Origin of the sequence: Citrobacter sp. Cf136 (assembly GCF_030333815.1) — a bacterium.
Classification (GTDB): Bacteria; Pseudomonadota; Gammaproteobacteria; order Enterobacterales; family Enterobacteriaceae; genus Citrobacter; species Citrobacter freundii.
Map to the genome: position 1 here is coordinate 457,377 of NZ_JAOWFE010000040.1, position 14,880 is coordinate 472,256.

General features: G+C 53.4%; 18 protein-coding genes. 6 read left to right on the forward strand and 12 right to left on the reverse strand.

Features of this window, described 5'->3' with window-relative positions:
* Window positions 1-88: 88 nt before the first annotated feature.
* The gene (locus tag OGV98_RS21410; RefSeq protein WP_003839526.1) at window positions 89-469 is read right to left on the reverse strand and encodes a winged helix-turn-helix transcriptional regulator; all 381 of its coding nucleotides are present in this window, start codon (window positions 467-469) and stop codon (window positions 89-91) included.
* 90 nt (window positions 470-559) lie between these two features.
* Between OGV98_RS21410 and OGV98_RS21415 the strand changes: the two genes are divergently transcribed.
* The 3 genes from OGV98_RS21415 to OGV98_RS21425 all read left to right on the forward strand — a co-directional run bounded on the left by OGV98_RS21415 (window position 560) and on the right by OGV98_RS21425 (window position 3,356).
* Window positions 560-1,408, forward strand: a complete 849-nt coding sequence (locus tag OGV98_RS21415) for an SDR family oxidoreductase (protein ID WP_202580830.1) — start codon at window positions 560-562, stop codon at window positions 1,406-1,408.
* Between the two features lie 81 nt (window positions 1,409-1,489).
* Window positions 1,490-2,314 (forward strand): AraC family transcriptional regulator, encoded by an 825-nt coding sequence (locus tag OGV98_RS21420; protein ID WP_003025695.1) that lies wholly within the window; start codon window positions 1,490-1,492, stop codon window positions 2,312-2,314.
* Window positions 2,315-2,390: 76 nt separating this feature from the next.
* The gene (locus OGV98_RS21425) at window positions 2,391-3,356 is read left to right on the forward strand and encodes a DMT family transporter (protein WP_049002365.1); all 966 of its coding nucleotides are present in this window, start codon (window positions 2,391-2,393) and stop codon (window positions 3,354-3,356) included.
* Window positions 3,357-3,419: 63 nt separating this feature from the next.
* Here OGV98_RS21425 and OGV98_RS21430 read toward each other — a convergent pair whose 3' ends face one another.
* Window positions 3,420-4,973 (reverse strand): methyl-accepting chemotaxis protein, encoded by a 1,554-nt coding sequence (locus OGV98_RS21430; protein ID WP_003844953.1) that lies wholly within the window; start codon window positions 4,971-4,973, stop codon window positions 3,420-3,422.
* Window positions 4,974-5,218: 245 nt separating this feature from the next.
* Here OGV98_RS21430 and ytfE point away from each other — a divergent pair, with 245 nt between their 5' ends.
* Window positions 5,219-5,881 carry an iron-sulfur cluster repair protein YtfE gene (gene ytfE, locus OGV98_RS21435; protein WP_003025690.1) on the forward strand — a complete coding sequence of 221 codons (663 nt, stop codon included), beginning with the start codon at window positions 5,219-5,221 and terminating at the stop codon, window positions 5,879-5,881.
* A gap of 83 nt (window positions 5,882-5,964) precedes the next feature.
* On the opposite strand, the gene cycA is transcribed toward ytfE, so the two are convergent.
* Both cycA and bamJ read right to left on the reverse strand, forming a co-directional pair.
* Window positions 5,965-7,374, reverse strand: coding sequence for a D-serine/D-alanine/glycine transporter (gene cycA, locus OGV98_RS21440; RefSeq protein WP_003025688.1), 1,410 nt, complete (start codon window positions 7,372-7,374; stop codon window positions 5,965-5,967).
* A gap of 309 nt (window positions 7,375-7,683) precedes the next feature.
* A complete protein-coding gene (bamJ, locus tag OGV98_RS21445; protein WP_003025685.1) occupies window positions 7,684-8,304 on the reverse strand; it encodes a BamJ family beta-barrel-assembly machinery protein in 621 nt (206 codons plus the stop codon).
* A 219-nt stretch (window positions 8,305-8,523) separates the two neighbouring features.
* Between bamJ and OGV98_RS21450 the strand changes: the two genes are divergently transcribed.
* Window positions 8,524-9,174 (forward strand): LysM-like peptidoglycan-binding domain-containing protein, encoded by a 651-nt coding sequence (locus tag OGV98_RS21450; protein ID WP_003025681.1) that lies wholly within the window; start codon window positions 8,524-8,526, stop codon window positions 9,172-9,174.
* Between the two features lie 29 nt (window positions 9,175-9,203).
* Here the strand turns inward: OGV98_RS21450 and OGV98_RS21455 are convergent, their stop codons facing one another.
* The 6 genes from OGV98_RS21455 to OGV98_RS21480 all read right to left on the reverse strand — a co-directional run bounded on the left by OGV98_RS21455 (window position 9,204) and on the right by OGV98_RS21480 (window position 12,632).
* Entirely contained in the window at window positions 9,204-10,127 is a 924-nt protein-coding gene (locus OGV98_RS21455; protein ID WP_003844954.1) for a DMT family transporter, read from the reverse strand.
* Between the two features lie 142 nt (window positions 10,128-10,269).
* The gene (gene rplI, locus OGV98_RS21460; protein ID WP_003025676.1) at window positions 10,270-10,719 is read right to left on the reverse strand and encodes a 50S ribosomal protein L9; all 450 of its coding nucleotides are present in this window, start codon (window positions 10,717-10,719) and stop codon (window positions 10,270-10,272) included.
* A 41-nt stretch (window positions 10,720-10,760) separates the two neighbouring features.
* The gene (rpsR, locus tag OGV98_RS21465; RefSeq protein WP_000135199.1) at window positions 10,761-10,988 is read right to left on the reverse strand and encodes a 30S ribosomal protein S18; all 228 of its coding nucleotides are present in this window, start codon (window positions 10,986-10,988) and stop codon (window positions 10,761-10,763) included.
* A gap of 4 nt (window positions 10,989-10,992) precedes the next feature.
* The gene (gene priB / locus OGV98_RS21470) at window positions 10,993-11,307 is read right to left on the reverse strand and encodes a primosomal replication protein N (protein ID WP_003025674.1); all 315 of its coding nucleotides are present in this window, start codon (window positions 11,305-11,307) and stop codon (window positions 10,993-10,995) included.
* A gap of 6 nt (window positions 11,308-11,313) precedes the next feature.
* Complete coding sequence (rpsF, locus tag OGV98_RS21475; RefSeq protein ID WP_003025672.1) at window positions 11,314-11,709, reverse strand: 30S ribosomal protein S6; 396 nt, start codon at window positions 11,707-11,709, stop codon at window positions 11,314-11,316.
* 158 nt (window positions 11,710-11,867) lie between these two features.
* Window positions 11,868-12,632, reverse strand: coding sequence for a TSUP family transporter (locus OGV98_RS21480; protein WP_044713127.1), 765 nt, complete (start codon window positions 12,630-12,632; stop codon window positions 11,868-11,870).
* Window positions 12,633-12,930: 298 nt separating this feature from the next.
* Between OGV98_RS21480 and yjfY the strand changes: the two genes are divergently transcribed.
* Window positions 12,931-13,206, forward strand: coding sequence for a DUF1471 family protein YjfY (gene yjfY, locus OGV98_RS21485; protein ID WP_003025668.1), 276 nt, complete (start codon window positions 12,931-12,933; stop codon window positions 13,204-13,206).
* Between the two features lie 132 nt (window positions 13,207-13,338).
* Here the strand turns inward: yjfY and OGV98_RS21490 are convergent, their stop codons facing one another.
* Together OGV98_RS21490 and OGV98_RS21495 are read right to left on the reverse strand one after the other, a co-directional pair.
* Entirely contained in the window at window positions 13,339-14,025 is a 687-nt protein-coding gene (locus OGV98_RS21490) for an L-ribulose-5-phosphate 4-epimerase (RefSeq protein ID WP_044713128.1), read from the reverse strand.
* Window positions 14,025-14,879 carry an L-ribulose-5-phosphate 3-epimerase gene (locus OGV98_RS21495; RefSeq protein WP_049002364.1) on the reverse strand — a complete coding sequence of 285 codons (855 nt, stop codon included), beginning with the start codon at window positions 14,877-14,879 and terminating at the stop codon, window positions 14,025-14,027. The genes OGV98_RS21490 and OGV98_RS21495 overlap by 1 nt, the downstream gene beginning before the upstream one ends.
* Window position 14,880: the final 1 nt, after the last annotated feature.

The following is a 14,880-nucleotide window of genomic DNA, read 5'->3' on the forward strand; positions in this document are numbered from 1 at the left end:
CGGATGCGACGCAATAGCGTCTTATCCGGCCTACGAGTCGAAGTAATCTGTAGGCCGGATAAGGCGTTAGCCGCCATCCGGCAATACTTTACGCCGCCCGCTCTTCCCGCTGCGCTAAAACCTGCGGCAAATTCAGTTCTATCCAGTCCGCCAGCGCGGCGACTTTATCGCTCACCTGCTCACCCAACTGCGTCAAACTATATTCCACGTGCGGCGGTACCACCGGATATGACACCCGATTGATAAACCCGTCCTGCTCCAGCGCCTGCAGAGATTGCGCCAGCATCTTTTCACTGACCCCGCCCATCTTACGGCGCAAATCGCTGAAACGGTGCGTACCGTCGCGCAGCGCCACCAGAATCAATACACCCCAGCGGCTGGTGACGTGTTTTAACACCTCGCGGGAGGGACACTGTTCGGCAAACAAGTTGCCATCGCGTAACTGCTGGGAGAGCGTCGAAGCTGTCATTTTCATACTAACCTTTTTGTACGTACTTACTAAAAGTAAGTTTAGGTGTTAGCGTGATTAAACACAAGACCAATACCAAGGAGTCACCCCATGATCGCGATTACCGGCGCCACCGGCCAACTGGGCCAACACGTTATTGAATCTCTGCTGAAAACCGTTCCTGCCAGCCAGATTGTGGCAATCGTGCGTAATCCCGCTAAAGCGACGGCGCTTAGTCAGCAGGGCATTACCGTTCGTCAGGCGGATTACAGCGATGAAGCCGCCTTTACAACTGCCTTACAGGGTATCGACAAGCTACTGCTGATCTCCTCCAGCGAAGTGGGACAACGTGCCCCGCAGCATCGCAACGTGATTAATGCAGCGAAAGCCGCTCACGTGAAATTTATCGCCTACACCAGCCTGCTGCACGCTGACACCTCCCCGCTGGGGCTGGCTGATGAGCATGTGGCAACCGAGCAGATGCTGGCTGAATCCGGTATCGCCTACGCGCTACTGCGTAACGGCTGGTACACCGAAAACTATCTCGCCAGCGCACCGGCTGCTCTGGAACATGGCGTGTTTATCGGGGCTGCAGGTGAAGGCAAAATTGCCTCAGCGACCCGCGCCGACTATGCCGCTGCCGCCGCGCGCGTCATCAGTGAAGACGGTCACGCCGGTAAAACCTATGAGCTGGCGGGCGACGCAGGCTGGCCCCTGAGCCAGTTGGCTGCCGAGCTGGCAAAACAGAGTGGTAAAAAAGTGGTGTATCAGAACCTGAGCGAAGCTGATTTTGCCGCCGCGCTAAAAGGTGTAGGTCTGCCTGCCGGACTGGCGGACATGCTGGCTGACTCAGACACTGGCGCCTCCAAAGGCGGTCTGTTTGACGACAGCCATACGCTGAGCAAACTGATTGGTCGCCCGACCACCTCGCTGGCTGACAGCGTCAAAGGCATCGTGTAAGTGTTAAAAATTAGTTAATTGTGGTGGCATCCCCGCGCATCCTCTCTGATAATGACAGGATGATGCGTGGGGAGAGAAAACGTGCAAGGTGTACCTGAGCAGTTTATTGATGAGAAAGACAGCGCCCGCTTTCGCCATCTGGCGCAGGTGCCGGGCGTAGAGCTGTATCATGCGCACATCTCACGTTACGCCTTTGAGCCGCACACACATGAAGCATTCGGCATTGGCGCGATAGAAGCCGGAGCCGAACGTTTTCGTTATCGCGGCACGCAGTACGTGGCCCCCGCCCATTCCGTCGTAACCATGAATCCCGATGAGCTGCACACCGGCGAGGCCGAAACCGCCGATGGCTGGCGCTATCGGATGATTTATCTTGAGCCCGATCTTCTGGAAGAGGTCACTGGGATCCGCCACTGGTGGTTTCATGACGTAACGCGTCACGATCCGCTGCGCTCGCGCCAGATCTGCTCGCTGATCCACGGCCTGTGGAACACGGAAGATCCGTTGGCGCAAAAAGGACTATTGCTCGATCTGATCGACACGTTCCAGCCGCTGGCCCGCCATGCACCGGTTTTGCCGGAGGGGGCGCATCGCTTTGAACGAGTACGCGAGTATCTGCACGATAATTATATGCATCCGGTCACGCTCGACGAGCTGGCGCGGGTTGCATCGCTGAGTCCCTGGCATTTTCAGCGCCAGTTTAAATCTCATTTCCACGTCACGCCGCACCAGATGTTGATGGCGATCCGCCTGTGGCGAGCCAAAGGTTTTCTCACTTGCGGTATGCCCGCCGCAGAGGTCGCCGCCGCAACCGGCCTCACCGACCAGTCGCATCTCACCCGCGCGTTTACCCATCGCTACGGCATTACGCCAGTGCGTTATCAGAAACAAGTCGTCCGGCGTTGATCAGCAATCTCATACAATACGGCGGCATTTTTCCTGCCTACACTCGACGTATTGTTAAGCGATGTGGATATCAAAAATGATTAGCGGTGTGTTGTATGCCCTGCTGGCCGGGCTGATGTGGGGATTAATTTTTGTTGGACCGCTGATCGTACCGGAATACCCGGCGGTATTGCAGTCGATGGGGCGCTATCTGGCGCTGGGGCTGATCGCATTGCCGATTGCCTGGCTGGGACGTGTGCGCCTGCGTCAACTCGGGCGGAAAGACTGGGTAACTGCGCTGACGCTAACAATGATGGGAAATCTGATTTATTACGTTTGCCTGGCAAGCGCTATCCAGCGCACCGGCGCACCGGTCTCCACGATGATTATTGGTACATTGCCGGTGGTGATCCCGGTCTTCGCTAACCTGCTCTACAGCCAGCGTGACGGCAAATTATCATGGTGGCGTTTGTCGCCTGCGCTGGTGTTGATTGGTATAGGCCTGCTGTGCGTGAATATCTCGGAGCTGAATCAGGGACTCCCTGACTTTAGCGGCTGGCGATATGGTTCTGGCATCGCACTGGCGCTGATTTCGGTGGTGTGTTGGGCGTGGTATGCGCTGCGTAATGCCCGCTGGCTGCGCGAGAATCCGGATAAGCACCCGATGATGTGGGCGACGGCCCAGGCACTGGTGACGCTGCCTGTTTCTCTGTTCGGCTATATTGCCGCCTGCCTGTGGTTGAACGGGCAAACGCCGGACTTCGCTCTGCCCTTCGGTCCGCGTCCAGCCGTGTTTATCGGCCTGATGATAGCCATTGCGGTATTGTGTTCTTGGGTTGGCGCACTGTGCTGGAACGTCGCCAGCCAGAAGCTGCCGACGGTGATCCTCGGCCCGTTGATTGTCTTCGAAACGCTGGCTGGTTTGCTGTACACCTTTATACTGCGCCAGGAATTTCCGCCGCTGCTGACGGTAAGCGGTATTACGCTGCTGATGGTTGGGGTAGTGATAGCCGTCAGAGCCAAGCCGCAGAAACCGAGCGTCGTCGTGGTACCACAATCATAATGTGCCGGATGGTGCTCCGCTTATCCGGCCTACTGGATAATATCTTGTAGGCCGGAGCAGACGTTAAACTTTAAACACCGCCACCGTCTGGTTCAACCGTGCGGCCTGCTCTTCGAGCGCGGCTGCGGCGGAAGCGGATTCCTCCACCAGCGAGGCGTTTTGCTGCGTGACGCGATCCATCTCAGCCACCGCCTGACCGACCTGATCGATACCCCGACTCTGTTCATCAGAGGCCGACGCAATTTCTCCCATAATATCGGTAACCTGGGTGACGGCACTGACAATTTCCGCCATCGTCTCACCCGCCTCATGCACCAGCGCCGTACCGGCATTGACCCGATTCCCTGAGTCATCAATCAACGCCTTAATTTCTTTTGCCGCCTGAGCGCTACGCTGCGCCAGCGTGCGCACCTCGCCTGCGACTACAGCAAAGCCACGCCCCTGTTCGCCCGCTCGCGCCGCTTCTACCGCCGCGTTCAGCGCCAGGATGTTGGTCTGGAAAGCAATACCGTCGATAACAGTAGTAATTTGCGCAATTTTGCTGGAACTGGTGGCGATTTCATCCATCGTACGCACCACGCCATCAACCACGGTTCCGCCTTTCTGCGCCGTCTGCGAAGCATTTTTTGCCAGGCTGGTCGCCTGACGCGCGTTATCTGCATTCTGTCTCACGGTTGCAGTAAGTTGTTCCATGCTGGCTGCGGTCTCCTCCAGAGAGGCGGCCTGCTGTTCGGTACGTGAAGAGAGATCGTTACTGCCAGCGGCAATTTCACCCGCGCCGGTATAGATGGTGTCAGCCCCGTCACGCACCACGCTGACCGTGTTCGCCAGCGCCTGCTGCATGTCGCGGACGTTGCCTGCCAGCAGCGCCATTTCATTACTGCCATCGGCATTGATGCGGTGAGTCAAATCACCTGCGGCAATATGGCGAATATGTCCCATCACCTCGTGGAGCGGCTTGAGCAGCACTCGCTGCATCGCCAGCCAACTGGCGATAATCACGGTGACGACAATCAGCATCACCGCGGACAGCAGCCAGATTATCTTCTGGTAGTCACTCTCATTGTCCTGTACCCCGGCAGTGGCCAGCGCCGTTTGCGCGCTACGCCATTCCCGATAAACTTCCTGCATGGCCGTTTGCTTTTGCTCGGCGTTCTGCTTGAACATCTCTTCCAGCTTTCCTTCAGCCAGCAGCGCGTTCATTTTTGCCAGCGTCGCAGAATAGATGCCGTACTGTTCTTCCAGTCGATCGGCCAGATGCTCATCCAACCCCGGCGTTTCCGGTAGAGCGTAATATTTATCGTAATGCTCTTTCGATTCGGCCAACAGGCGATTTGCTGTGTTCACCAGCTCCTTCAACTGACCGCCGTTAATCTCGCTAGCCATCGTTCCCTGTAAACGCAGCATGCCCCGGTTGAGCGTGACGCGAGCCTGGTTCAGGCTAATCCACGCATCGGTAAACTCGGCCACATTCTGGCTGGAAAGTTGAGACACGTTAAAGTTCTGCTTATCGTTATTGAGCGCGCCAATAAAGACGCCCGCGGAGATGAGCTGCATTGCGCCCAGGGCGAGTAACACGGTGATAAGTAAGGTTATCACTTTGATTCGTTTGAACATCTGTAGCCTTTTTATTATGCAGGTATTGTCTGAGGTCTAACTATCGGCAGCGGCGTGCGCTTATTTAATCCTGTCGAGCCGCTTTTTTCGCCGCCCCTCACCTTTCCAATAAGATTCAGCACCTTAACGAAATAAGAAATTTTCGTGACGTTCATCACAAAACACCCCACCCCGAAAGGGTTATATCCTTCGCCATAAGTTGCATTTAAAATACATCTTATATTATTGAGAATGAGGTAACGGCAATGTCTTATCGCGATCAACCTTTAGGTGAACTGGCGCTCTCTATTCCTCGCGCTTCGGCCCTGTTTCGTAAATACGATATGGATTACTGCTGCGGCGGTAAGCAAACGCTGGCACGCGCTGCCGCGCGTAAAGAGCTGGATTTAGACGTTATTGAGGCGCAGCTTGCGCAGCTGGCTGAACAGCCGCTGGAGAAAGACTGGCGTACCGTGGCTCTGGCTGAAATCATCGACCATATCATCGTGCGTTATCACGACAGACACCGCGAACAGCTGCCGGAGCTGATCCTGCAGGCCACAAAAGTTGAACGCGTTCACGCAGACAAACCGAACGTACCGCGCGGTCTGGCGAAAAACCTGACCATGCTGCATGAAGAGCTGTCCAGCCACATGATGAAAGAAGAGCAGATCTTGTTCCCGATGATCAAACAGGGCATGGGTAGCCAGGCGATGGGGCCAATCAGCGTGATGGAAAGCGAACATGACGATGCGGGTGAACTGGTGGAAGTGATCAAACACATCACCCACAACGTGACGCCGCCGCCAGAAGCCTGCACCACCTGGAAAGCCATGTATAACGGCATTAACGAAATGATCGATGACCTGATGGAACACATCAGCCTGGAAAACAATGTGTTGTTCCCGCGTGCCCTCGCAGGTGAATAAAAAAAGGCGCCCGAGAGCGCCTTCCTGAAGTCCGAATTCGGCCACTGCTTATGTGGCCTTTTTTGTGTCCGATATGACAACGCTTAACGCATACCCGCCATACGTTTCTTACCGATAAACAACCAGCCCAGACCCAGCGCGATGAACCACAGCGGCGTCACCATCAACGCCTGACGGGTATCATCTTCCAGCGTCAGCAGTACCAGTACGAAGACGAAGAACGCCATACATACCCAGCACATCAGCTTGCCTAACGGCATCTTGTAAATTGATTTTTCATGCAGGTGAGGACGTTGCTTGCGGTACACCAGGTACGAGCAAAGAATGATGGTCCAGACGAACATGAACAGAATCGCCGACACGGTGGTGATCATGGTGAACGCGCCAATCACGCTCGGGTTCACGTACAGCATCACCACGCCGCCCAACAGACAGATACAGGAGAAGGTTAACCCCTTCGCCGGAACTGCGCGTTTAGACAGCTTGGCAAATGCTTTAGGCGCAACGCCTTCCTGCGCCAGGCCGAACAGCATACGGCTGGTAGAGAACACGCCGCTGTTTGCGGAAGAGGCAGCTGAAGTCAGAACCACAAAGTTGATCAGGCTCGCCGCAGCAGGCAGACCAACCAGCACAAACAGTTCAACGAATGGGCTCTTGGTTGGTACTACCGAGCTCCACGGCGTTACGGACATAATCACGATCAGCGCGAACACGTAGAACATGATAATACGAATTGGAATCGAGTTAATGGCGCGCGGCAGAGATTTCTCAGGATCCTTGGTTTCCGCGGCGGTCGTTCCCACCAGCTCAATACCCACAAACGCGAACACCGCTATCTGGAAGCCGGCAAAGAAGCCGCTCAGACCTTTCGGGAACCAGCCACCGTCATTCCACAGATGCGTGAACGATGCCTGAACGCCGGTTGGCGACTGGAAGTGCGTCAGCACCATCACCAGACCGACGACAATCAGGCCGATGATGGCGACGATTTTGATCATCGCAAACCAGAACTCCATCTCACCGAACATTTTTACGGTGGCGAGGTTGAGGCTCAGCAGCAGCACAATCACCGCCAGCGAGGCGACCCAATCTGACAGTTCGGGGAACCAGAATTGCGCATACGCGGTAATCGCGACAACGTCTGCCATCCCAGTAACGACCCAGCAGAACCAGTAGGTCCAGCCGGTAAAATACCCGGCCCATGGCCCGAGCAGATCGGAGGCGAAATCACTAAACGATTTGTACTCCAGATTCGAGAGCAGCAATTCACCCATTGCCCGCATCACGAAAAACAGCATAAAACCGATGATCATATATACAAAGATGATCGACGGTCCGGCGAGACTGATGGTTTTACCGGAGCCCATAAACAGGCCAGTACCGATAGCACCACCAATAGCAATAAGTTGAATATGACGGTTTGTGAGATTGCGCCGTAGCGACTGTTCAGACGACGCCTCTTCAGCGGTGTCGACTTTTACCTGATCTACCATGTTTTTTTCTTCCTGTACCTGTCTGTGTTGTTCAGGCTCTACGGCCTTTAGTGTGTCTATGATACGACGATCCTGTTATCAGGACTCATCGATATTAGGTAAGAATTGGCGGGATGAATACTAAGATTTAGATATAATGTTAATTTAATGTTTAAAGTGAGTGTCATATCACTCTGATAGCGCGAATCAGCTCACAAAAATACACGCTGATGCGGCATTTGCAAGATAAAATATCGACAACGACGTAACTATAGCTTTTCACGCTATTTATTTGTTCCCCCCGACCTCGGGGGGAACAGAAGTCACTGCTTACAGGATCTCAAGCAGCTCAACGTCGAACACCAGCGTGCTGAACGGAGGAATGGACGCGCCAGCACCACGCTCGCCGTAAGCCAGTTCCTGAGGAATAGTCAGTTCCCATTTCGAACCTACCGGCATCAGGGTCAGTGCTTCAATCCAGCCAGGGATTACGCCGTTAACCGGGAATTCAGCCGGTTCGCCACGTGCGACAGAGCTGTCAAACACGGTACCGTCGATCAGTTTACCGGTATAATGCACGCGAACGCGGTCAGTACGCGCCGGAATAGCCCCTTCGCCCTGAGTCAGAACACGGAACTGCAAACCGGATTCAGTGCTGTTCACACCCTCTTTCTCACGGTTTTCTTCCAGATATTTGACGCCATCAGCCGCCATAGCCTGGAAGCGTTCGCGACGTACTGCATCAGCGCGTTCATGGATTTCACGCAGCGCGCGATGCACAACATCAACCGGCACTGCCGGGTGCTTACCTTCCAGCGCGTCAGCGATACCCGCTACCAGCGCTTCAGGCAACAGTCCTTCCAGTCCGGATTCGCTCAGCTGTTGTCCTACCTGCAAACCAATACCGTAGCTTGCTTGCGCTTCGATAGTGTCAAAAGTCGGGTTAGCCATCATATTTCCTTTCATCGGATGTAAAGTAGCGGGCAGCATATCAGCCATGCCGCATCCGGTAAAACTTTGTCTCGGGAACAGATGACAAATCGCGAGGAAACATAAACAATAGGAATATCCCGCGTTGACGTCACGAAAGCGGGTAATATGACGAACATCATAGCGTTAGCCATCTATACTCTATGATCGAGGAACGAGACGCGGAGCAGGAGGAAAGCCATGCCCGGGCGCTTTGAATTAAAACCAACCCTGGCGAAAATCTGGCATGCACCGGACAATTTTCGCATTATGGATCCGCTACCGCCTATGCACCGCCGCGGCATTATTATTGCTGCTATCGTGCTGGTGATAGGTTTCCTGCTTCCTTCCAGTGACACCAGCGATGCCCCTGTGGTGACGCGTACTGCCCAGCTGGATTTACAGTCACAGTCGCAGCCACCAACCGAGGCTCAGCTACAGGCACAGTTAGTCGCCCCGCAAAACGATCCCGGCCAGGTCGCTCCGGTTGCTCCAGAGCCAATCCAGGAAGGAGAACCTGATGCGCAGCCGCAGGCTCAGCAATCTCAGCCGCAGACGCAACCTTTCCAACAGGATAGCGGAATTGAGCAACAGTGGCGCTCTTATCGCGTAGACTCGGGCAAAACGCTGGCCCAGGTCTTCCGTGACCATAACCTCCCGCCAACCGATGTGTATGCAATGGCGCAGGTTGAAGGCGCGGGAAAACCGCTAAGCAACCTGAAAGACGGTCAGATGGTGCAGATCAGGCAGAATGCCAATGGCGTGGTGACGGGATTAACCATTGATACCGGGAATGGCCAGCAGGTTCTGTTCACCCGCCAGCCTAACGGCAGTTTTATTCGCGCCCGTTAAGCGGCGCCATCAGGCATCAAGGTGAAGCGTCAGCGCTTCACCTTATTCACCCACCAGATCCCCGAACAGACCAGCACCAGCGCCAGTGCATATTTCCATTCGAGAATGTTTTCGCCGAGGAATATCGCCGACAGCACCGCCCCCGAAACCGGGATCAGGAAGTTAAACGGCGCAATCATCCCCACACGATTATGCTTGAGCAGAATACTCCACAAGGCAAAGGCGACCGAAGAGAGTAACGTCAGGTAGCCCAGAATTGCCACCGAAGACGCTCCGTGTACGGTCAGCGTGCCGCCAAAAGCGTAGCCACCGATAACCAACGCCAGACCGCCACCGCCCAACTGGTACCCTGTCATTACCGTCGGATCCACCGTCTGAGAAATACGTTTTCCATATAGCGTGGCAGCAGAAAGAATAAAGGCCGCCATCACTACTGAGCCGTCTCCTAACAGGCTGAAACTAAAATCCATTCCGCTGCTAAAGTTTACTACCATCACCCCAGCAAAGCCGAGGATACAGCCCAGCGCTTTGTTGTAGCTCAGTTTGTCATTATGGTAGATAAAATGGGCCAGTAGCACGCTGAAGAAGGTCCCGGTCGCATTCATGATGGACCCTTTCACCCCCGTCGTGAAAGCCAGGCCAATATAGAAGAAGATGTATTGCAGCGAGGTTTGCGTCAGCCCCAACAGCGTGAGTTGGCCGTACTGACGCGGGCTTAACCGGCCAATCGGTTTTCGCTGCGCCATCGCCAGCATTAGCAGCAATATTCCCGCAAACAGAAAGCGATATCCGGCAAAGACAATCTTTGAGGGAATGTCATCCGTGGCAATCTGGAAGATCTCATATCCACTTTTGATCGCCGGATAGGCGCTCCCCCACAGCAGGCAGCAGAACGCCGCGCTCAGATAGACAACATTTTTACGCGCAAACAGAGGTTGGTGCGTTGGTTCCATTCCATCACCACTTTGAAATAATGTTTTATTTTTGTGATTATCCCGAAAAGGATAAAGAATAGCCAGAGAGAAAAGCGGGGGAACAGAAAAGCAAAACGCCGGCACAGGGCCGGCGCTTTTACGCGGTCATCAGAATAAAAACTTATTCTGCAACTACGTTTACAGTCAGCTTAGCAAACACTTCGCTGTGAACCTGGAAGCTCACTTCGTGCTCACCAGTGGTACGCAGAACGCCGTTCGGCAGACGAACTTCGCTCTTAGCTACTTCAACGCCAGCTGCAGTTACAGCGTCAGCGATGTCGCGAGTACCGATGGAACCGAACAGTTTACCTTCGTCGCCAGCTTTAGACGCGATGGTTACGGTTTCCAGTGCGTTGATTTTCTCAGCACGAGCTTCAGCAGCGGACAGAACGTCAGCCAGTTTAGCTTCCAGCTCAGCGCGACGCGCTTCGAAAAATTCAACGTTTTTCTTGGTAGCAGGAACAGCTTTACCCTGTGGTACCAGGAAGTTACGAGCATAGCCCGCTTTAACGTTAACCTGATCACCCAGGCTACCCAGGTTTGCTACTTTATCAAGCAGAATAACTTGCATTACCTTATCCTCTCAAAGTCGTATTAATGGACCGTGACCGATTACTGATGACGATCAGTGTACGGCAGCAGGGACAGGTAGCGAGCGCGTTTGATAGCGCGAGCCAGCTGACGCTGGTATTTTGCACGGGTACCGGTGATACGGCTTGGGACAATCTTACCGCTTTCGGTGATGTAGTTTTTCAGCGTAGCGATATCTTTATAGTCGATCTCTTGAACGCCTTCCGCGGTGAAACGGCAGAACTTGCGACGACGGAAATAACGTGCCATATGGCTAGTCTCCAGAATCTATCAATTCAATCTGCTCGGCATGCAGAACCATTTTGCTCAGGCCGTTCTTTGCCTTGTGGCAAGAGATGAACCCCTGAACGGTCACTGCGCTACCGACCGTTATACTGTGAGTAATGGCCTGGTTTTCGTGTCCGCTAATAATAACGGGCATTTGGCACCACGCCTGCCGGTGAAACCCGGCTTCCTCCTGCACAGAACGATGCTCAAGCACGAACTGGCAATGAGGAATTCCTGATGGACTGACCTTTCGAAGGGGAGCCCTGCACACGGTGCCGGACAACGCCAGACGGTTGGTCATCAGAAATTACTCTTCAGAATCCCCAGCTTCAGCATCATCTGCGGTTTCGTTAGCGAAATCATCGCGACGCTCACGGCGCTCGTCTTTCGCTTTAACCATCGGAGATGCTTCGGTAACAGCGTGTTTAGTACGCATAACCATGCTGCGGATAACGGCATCGTTGAAGCGGAAGGTAGTTTCCAGCTCATCGATCACTTCCTGCGGCGCTTCAACGTTCATCAGAACGTAGTGAGCTTTGTGCAGTTTGTTGATCGGGTAAGCCAGCTGACGGCGGCCCCAGTCTTCCAGACGGTGGATCGTGCCTTCTGCACCAGTGATGGCAGCAGTGTAGCGTTCGATCATACCCGGAACCTGTTCGCTCTGGTCAGGATGGACCATAAAAACGATTTCGTAATGACGCATCGAATTGCTCCTTACGGATTATTCAGCCTCCTGTCTGGGTCAGCCGAGGCCCATGGAGGCAAGGAACGTGTTAAAGGTCGGCTGAAAAATGACGCGTCATAATACTGGGGTCAGCAGTTAAACTCAAGGTGCTTGTACGATTATTTATCATGTCGCCATTAATACATATCCAGCAGCATTTTGACGCTGATACAAATAGAGACGATGACAATCATGGGTCGGATGACTTTCTTGCCGCGCGTCAGTACAACTGTCGCACCCAGACGTGCGCCAAGGGATTGCCCGGCAAACATCACCAGCCCCAGCGACCAGATCATTTTACCGCCGAAAATGAAGAACAGAATCGAGGCAATGTTCGACGCCAGGTTGATAAAATTCGAGTGAATTTGCGCTTTATCGATACTGTACCCCCACAGCAGGATATAGCAGAGCGTATAAAAGGAGCCGGCCCCGGCACCGAGAAAACCATCATAAAACCCAATACCTCCCCCGCAGATCAACGAGAAGAGAAACAGGGATACATGCTGCTTCCTTTTCGGTTCGCTAAGATTAGGCGCAGAAATAAAGTAGATAGCGACCGCGATAATCAGGATCGGCAGCAGTTTCTTCAACACGTCCGGTTCAATAAACTGGATAAGCGTTGTGCCCATCGCAGAACCGATAAAGGCAGATAAAAAGACATATTTGTGCTCCTGCACATTAATATGTCCCCGGCGTAAAAAGTAAATTCCGGAGGTTAGCGAGCTACCCAGTGCCTGAATTTTATTGGTTGCCAGCGCATTAGCCGGGGGTAAACCAGAAATTAAGAGAGCGCCAATAGAGAGAAAACCACCGCCGCCCGACACCACGTTAATAAAGCCAGCCACCAGCGCGACCATAAACATAATCACGAAATAGCTGAAATCCATGAATGAAGTATCCATAAGTTTTTGCCTAATTATCATAAAGTTATATTAATTATCTGGCTCACTATAAACGGCGTACTCACCCGATTAAATTGACTATTTGGTAAGAGCTTATGCGCGTAAGGCAGGTATTTTTAACCGTAGCGGAAGGCATCAGCTGATTGTTAATTAAAGAAAAGATGGCTTTACGGTAATTTTTTGAACAACTGCATCAGAAATGGTCGCTATCGACTGCGCCGGCAGCGGTTAAAATTAAATCAGAAGTTATCCACTCACAGGAGAGAGCTAACCAGAGACCGCAGTCGAGGAGGTACATATGCGAGCCCGTGTTTTGACCCTTCTGGCTGTACTTTTGCTCAGTGCAAATGCAACGGCAGCCATCAAAATTGACAATCATCAGGCCAGGAATATGGATGATGTGCAGAGCTTAGGCGTTATTTACATAAATCATAACTTCGCCACTGAAAGTGAAGCCACTCAGGCCCTGAATGAAGAAACCGATGCGCAAGGCGCAACCTACTATCACGTGATCCTCACCAGGGAACCCGGTAGTAACGGAAATATGCACGCCAGTGCAGATATTTATCGCTAGCACCAGAAACAACCAACGAGAACATTGCCACAGTTTGACTTGCCCCCTTCACTGGGGGCTTTTTTTTGCAAAACAATCCCGAAGCCAGACCGATCTCATCCCCATGAAGAGTTGGCTCCGGAACGTTTTTTCTTACTTCTGGCCGTAATAGGCATTTGGGCCGTGCTTACGCATGAAGTGCTTATTCATCAGGTAACTGTCGATGGGGCTGAGCGCCGGATTAATGCCACGCGCAATCCATGCCATTTTTGCCACCTCTTCCATCACCACAGCGTTATGTACCGCGTCGTGAGCATCTTTGCCCCAGGCAAACGGGCCATGTTGGTACACCACTACGCCAGGCGTATGTAAAGGTTCCACCTCCCCGAGCGTTTCAATAATCACCCTACCGGTATTAAGTTCATACTCCTCCTGAACTTCAGCTTCAGTTAAAGCCCGGGTACAGGGAATATCGCCAAAGAAGTAGTCAGCATGCGTCGTGCCGAGCGCAGGAATTGCCAGACCTGCCTGCGCCCATGCCGTCGCGTGGGTTGAGTGGGTATGCACCACGCCGCCGAGAGAGGAAAAACGGCGATACAACGCCAGATGGGTGAGGGTGTCGGAAGAAGGACGATAGCGTCCCTCCACCACATTACCGTGCAGATCCACAACCACCATGTCATCCACTGTCATTGTTTGGTAGTCGACGCCACTGGGCTTAATCACCACCAGCCCGCGTTCGCGGTCAATGGCGCTGACGTTACCCCAGGTAAACGTCACCAGCCCGTAGCGCGGCAGATCCATGTTGGCCTCAAAAACCTGCTGTTTACGTTTTTGCATTACACTGCCTCCACCAGGCCCGCGCTGGCCATACGCGCTTTCACCCAGTCGCGCGCCTTCGCCACTTCACGTGCCGGGTCGTCCGACGTTTCGCTCCACATCTCAATCAGGTATGGTCCGCAATACCCACTCTGTTTGAGCGTCGCAAAACAACGTTCGAAATCGACAACCCCTTCACCAAACGGCACATTTTTGAATACACCGGGTTTGGTATCTTTCACGTGTACGGCAACTATATGGCCCATTCCCGCCTGCAGCTCCATCTGCACGTCGTTATCCCACGCCGATAAATTGCCAATATCGGGATACAGCTGGAACCACGGATTGTTGAGATAGTGGGCGTATCCCAGTGCCTTACTGATCGAATTCATCAGTGGATAATCCATGATTTCCATCGCCAGCGTCACCTGTGCACGGCTCGCCATCTCTACGCTCTCTTTCAGCCCATCGCGGAACCGACGACGCGTTTCGTTATTGGCCTGCTGGTAATAAACGTCGTAACCCGCCATTTGAATAACGCGAATACCGATATCCTGCGCAAACTGAATGGCTTTACGCATGATCTCCAGCCCCTGTTCGCGTACCGCATCATCTTCACTACCAAGCGGAAAACGACGATGAGCGCTCAGGCACATGGACGGTACCCGTATCCCGGTGTCGGCGATAGCGGCCACCAGCGCCAGTCGCTGCTCGCGGTTCCAGTCAAGACGCGCCAGGCGAGCGTCGGTTTCATCAACCGACATTTCGACAAAGTCAAAGCCCAGTTCCTTCGCCAGTTGCAAGCGTTCCAGCCAGCACTCCCCGCCGGGGAGTGCTTTTTCATAAATACCGAGCGGGACCTGTTTCGACAACATA

Bases quoted from the DNA above. Each gene is read 5' to 3' on its own strand.
- OGV98_RS21450 (WP_003025681.1), top strand. From the start codon at position 8,524: ATGCCCGGGCGCTTTGAATTAAAACCAACCCTGGCGAAAATCTGGCAT.
- OGV98_RS21425 (WP_049002365.1), top strand. From the start codon at position 2,391: ATGATTAGCGGTGTGTTGTATGCCCTGCTGGCCGGGCTGATGTGGGGA.
- OGV98_RS21495 (WP_049002364.1), bottom strand. From the start codon at position 14,879: ATGTTGTCGAAACAGGTCCCGCTCGGTATTTATGAAAAAGCACTCCCC.
- rpsF (WP_003025672.1), bottom strand. From the start codon at position 11,709: ATGCGTCATTACGAAATCGTTTTTATGGTCCATCCTGACCAGAGCGAA.
- bamJ (WP_003025685.1), bottom strand. From the start codon at position 8,304: ATGGCTAACCCGACTTTTGACACTATCGAAGCGCAAGCAAGCTACGGT.
- OGV98_RS21480 (WP_044713127.1), bottom strand. From the start codon at position 12,632: ATGGATACTTCATTCATGGATTTCAGCTATTTCGTGATTATGTTTATG.
- OGV98_RS21490 (WP_044713128.1), bottom strand. From the start codon at position 14,025: ATGCAAAAACGTAAACAGCAGGTTTTTGAGGCCAACATGGATCTGCCG.
- OGV98_RS21415 (WP_202580830.1), top strand. From the start codon at position 560: ATGATCGCGATTACCGGCGCCACCGGCCAACTGGGCCAACACGTTATT.
- OGV98_RS21410 (WP_003839526.1), bottom strand. From the start codon at position 469: ATGACAGCTTCGACGCTCTCCCAGCAGTTACGCGATGGCAACTTGTTT.
- cycA (WP_003025688.1), bottom strand. From the start codon at position 7,374: ATGGTAGATCAGGTAAAAGTCGACACCGCTGAAGAGGCGTCGTCTGAA.
- rplI (WP_003025676.1), bottom strand. From the start codon at position 10,719: ATGCAAGTTATTCTGCTTGATAAAGTAGCAAACCTGGGTAGCCTGGGT.
- yjfY (WP_003025668.1), top strand. From the start codon at position 12,931: ATGCGAGCCCGTGTTTTGACCCTTCTGGCTGTACTTTTGCTCAGTGCA.
- rpsR (WP_000135199.1), bottom strand. From the start codon at position 10,988: ATGGCACGTTATTTCCGTCGTCGCAAGTTCTGCCGTTTCACCGCGGAA.
- ytfE (WP_003025690.1), top strand. From the start codon at position 5,219: ATGTCTTATCGCGATCAACCTTTAGGTGAACTGGCGCTCTCTATTCCT.
- priB (WP_003025674.1), bottom strand. From the start codon at position 11,307: ATGACCAACCGTCTGGCGTTGTCCGGCACCGTGTGCAGGGCTCCCCTT.
- OGV98_RS21430 (WP_003844953.1), bottom strand. From the start codon at position 4,973: ATGTTCAAACGAATCAAAGTGATAACCTTACTTATCACCGTGTTACTC.
- OGV98_RS21455 (WP_003844954.1), bottom strand. From the start codon at position 10,127: ATGGAACCAACGCACCAACCTCTGTTTGCGCGTAAAAATGTTGTCTAT.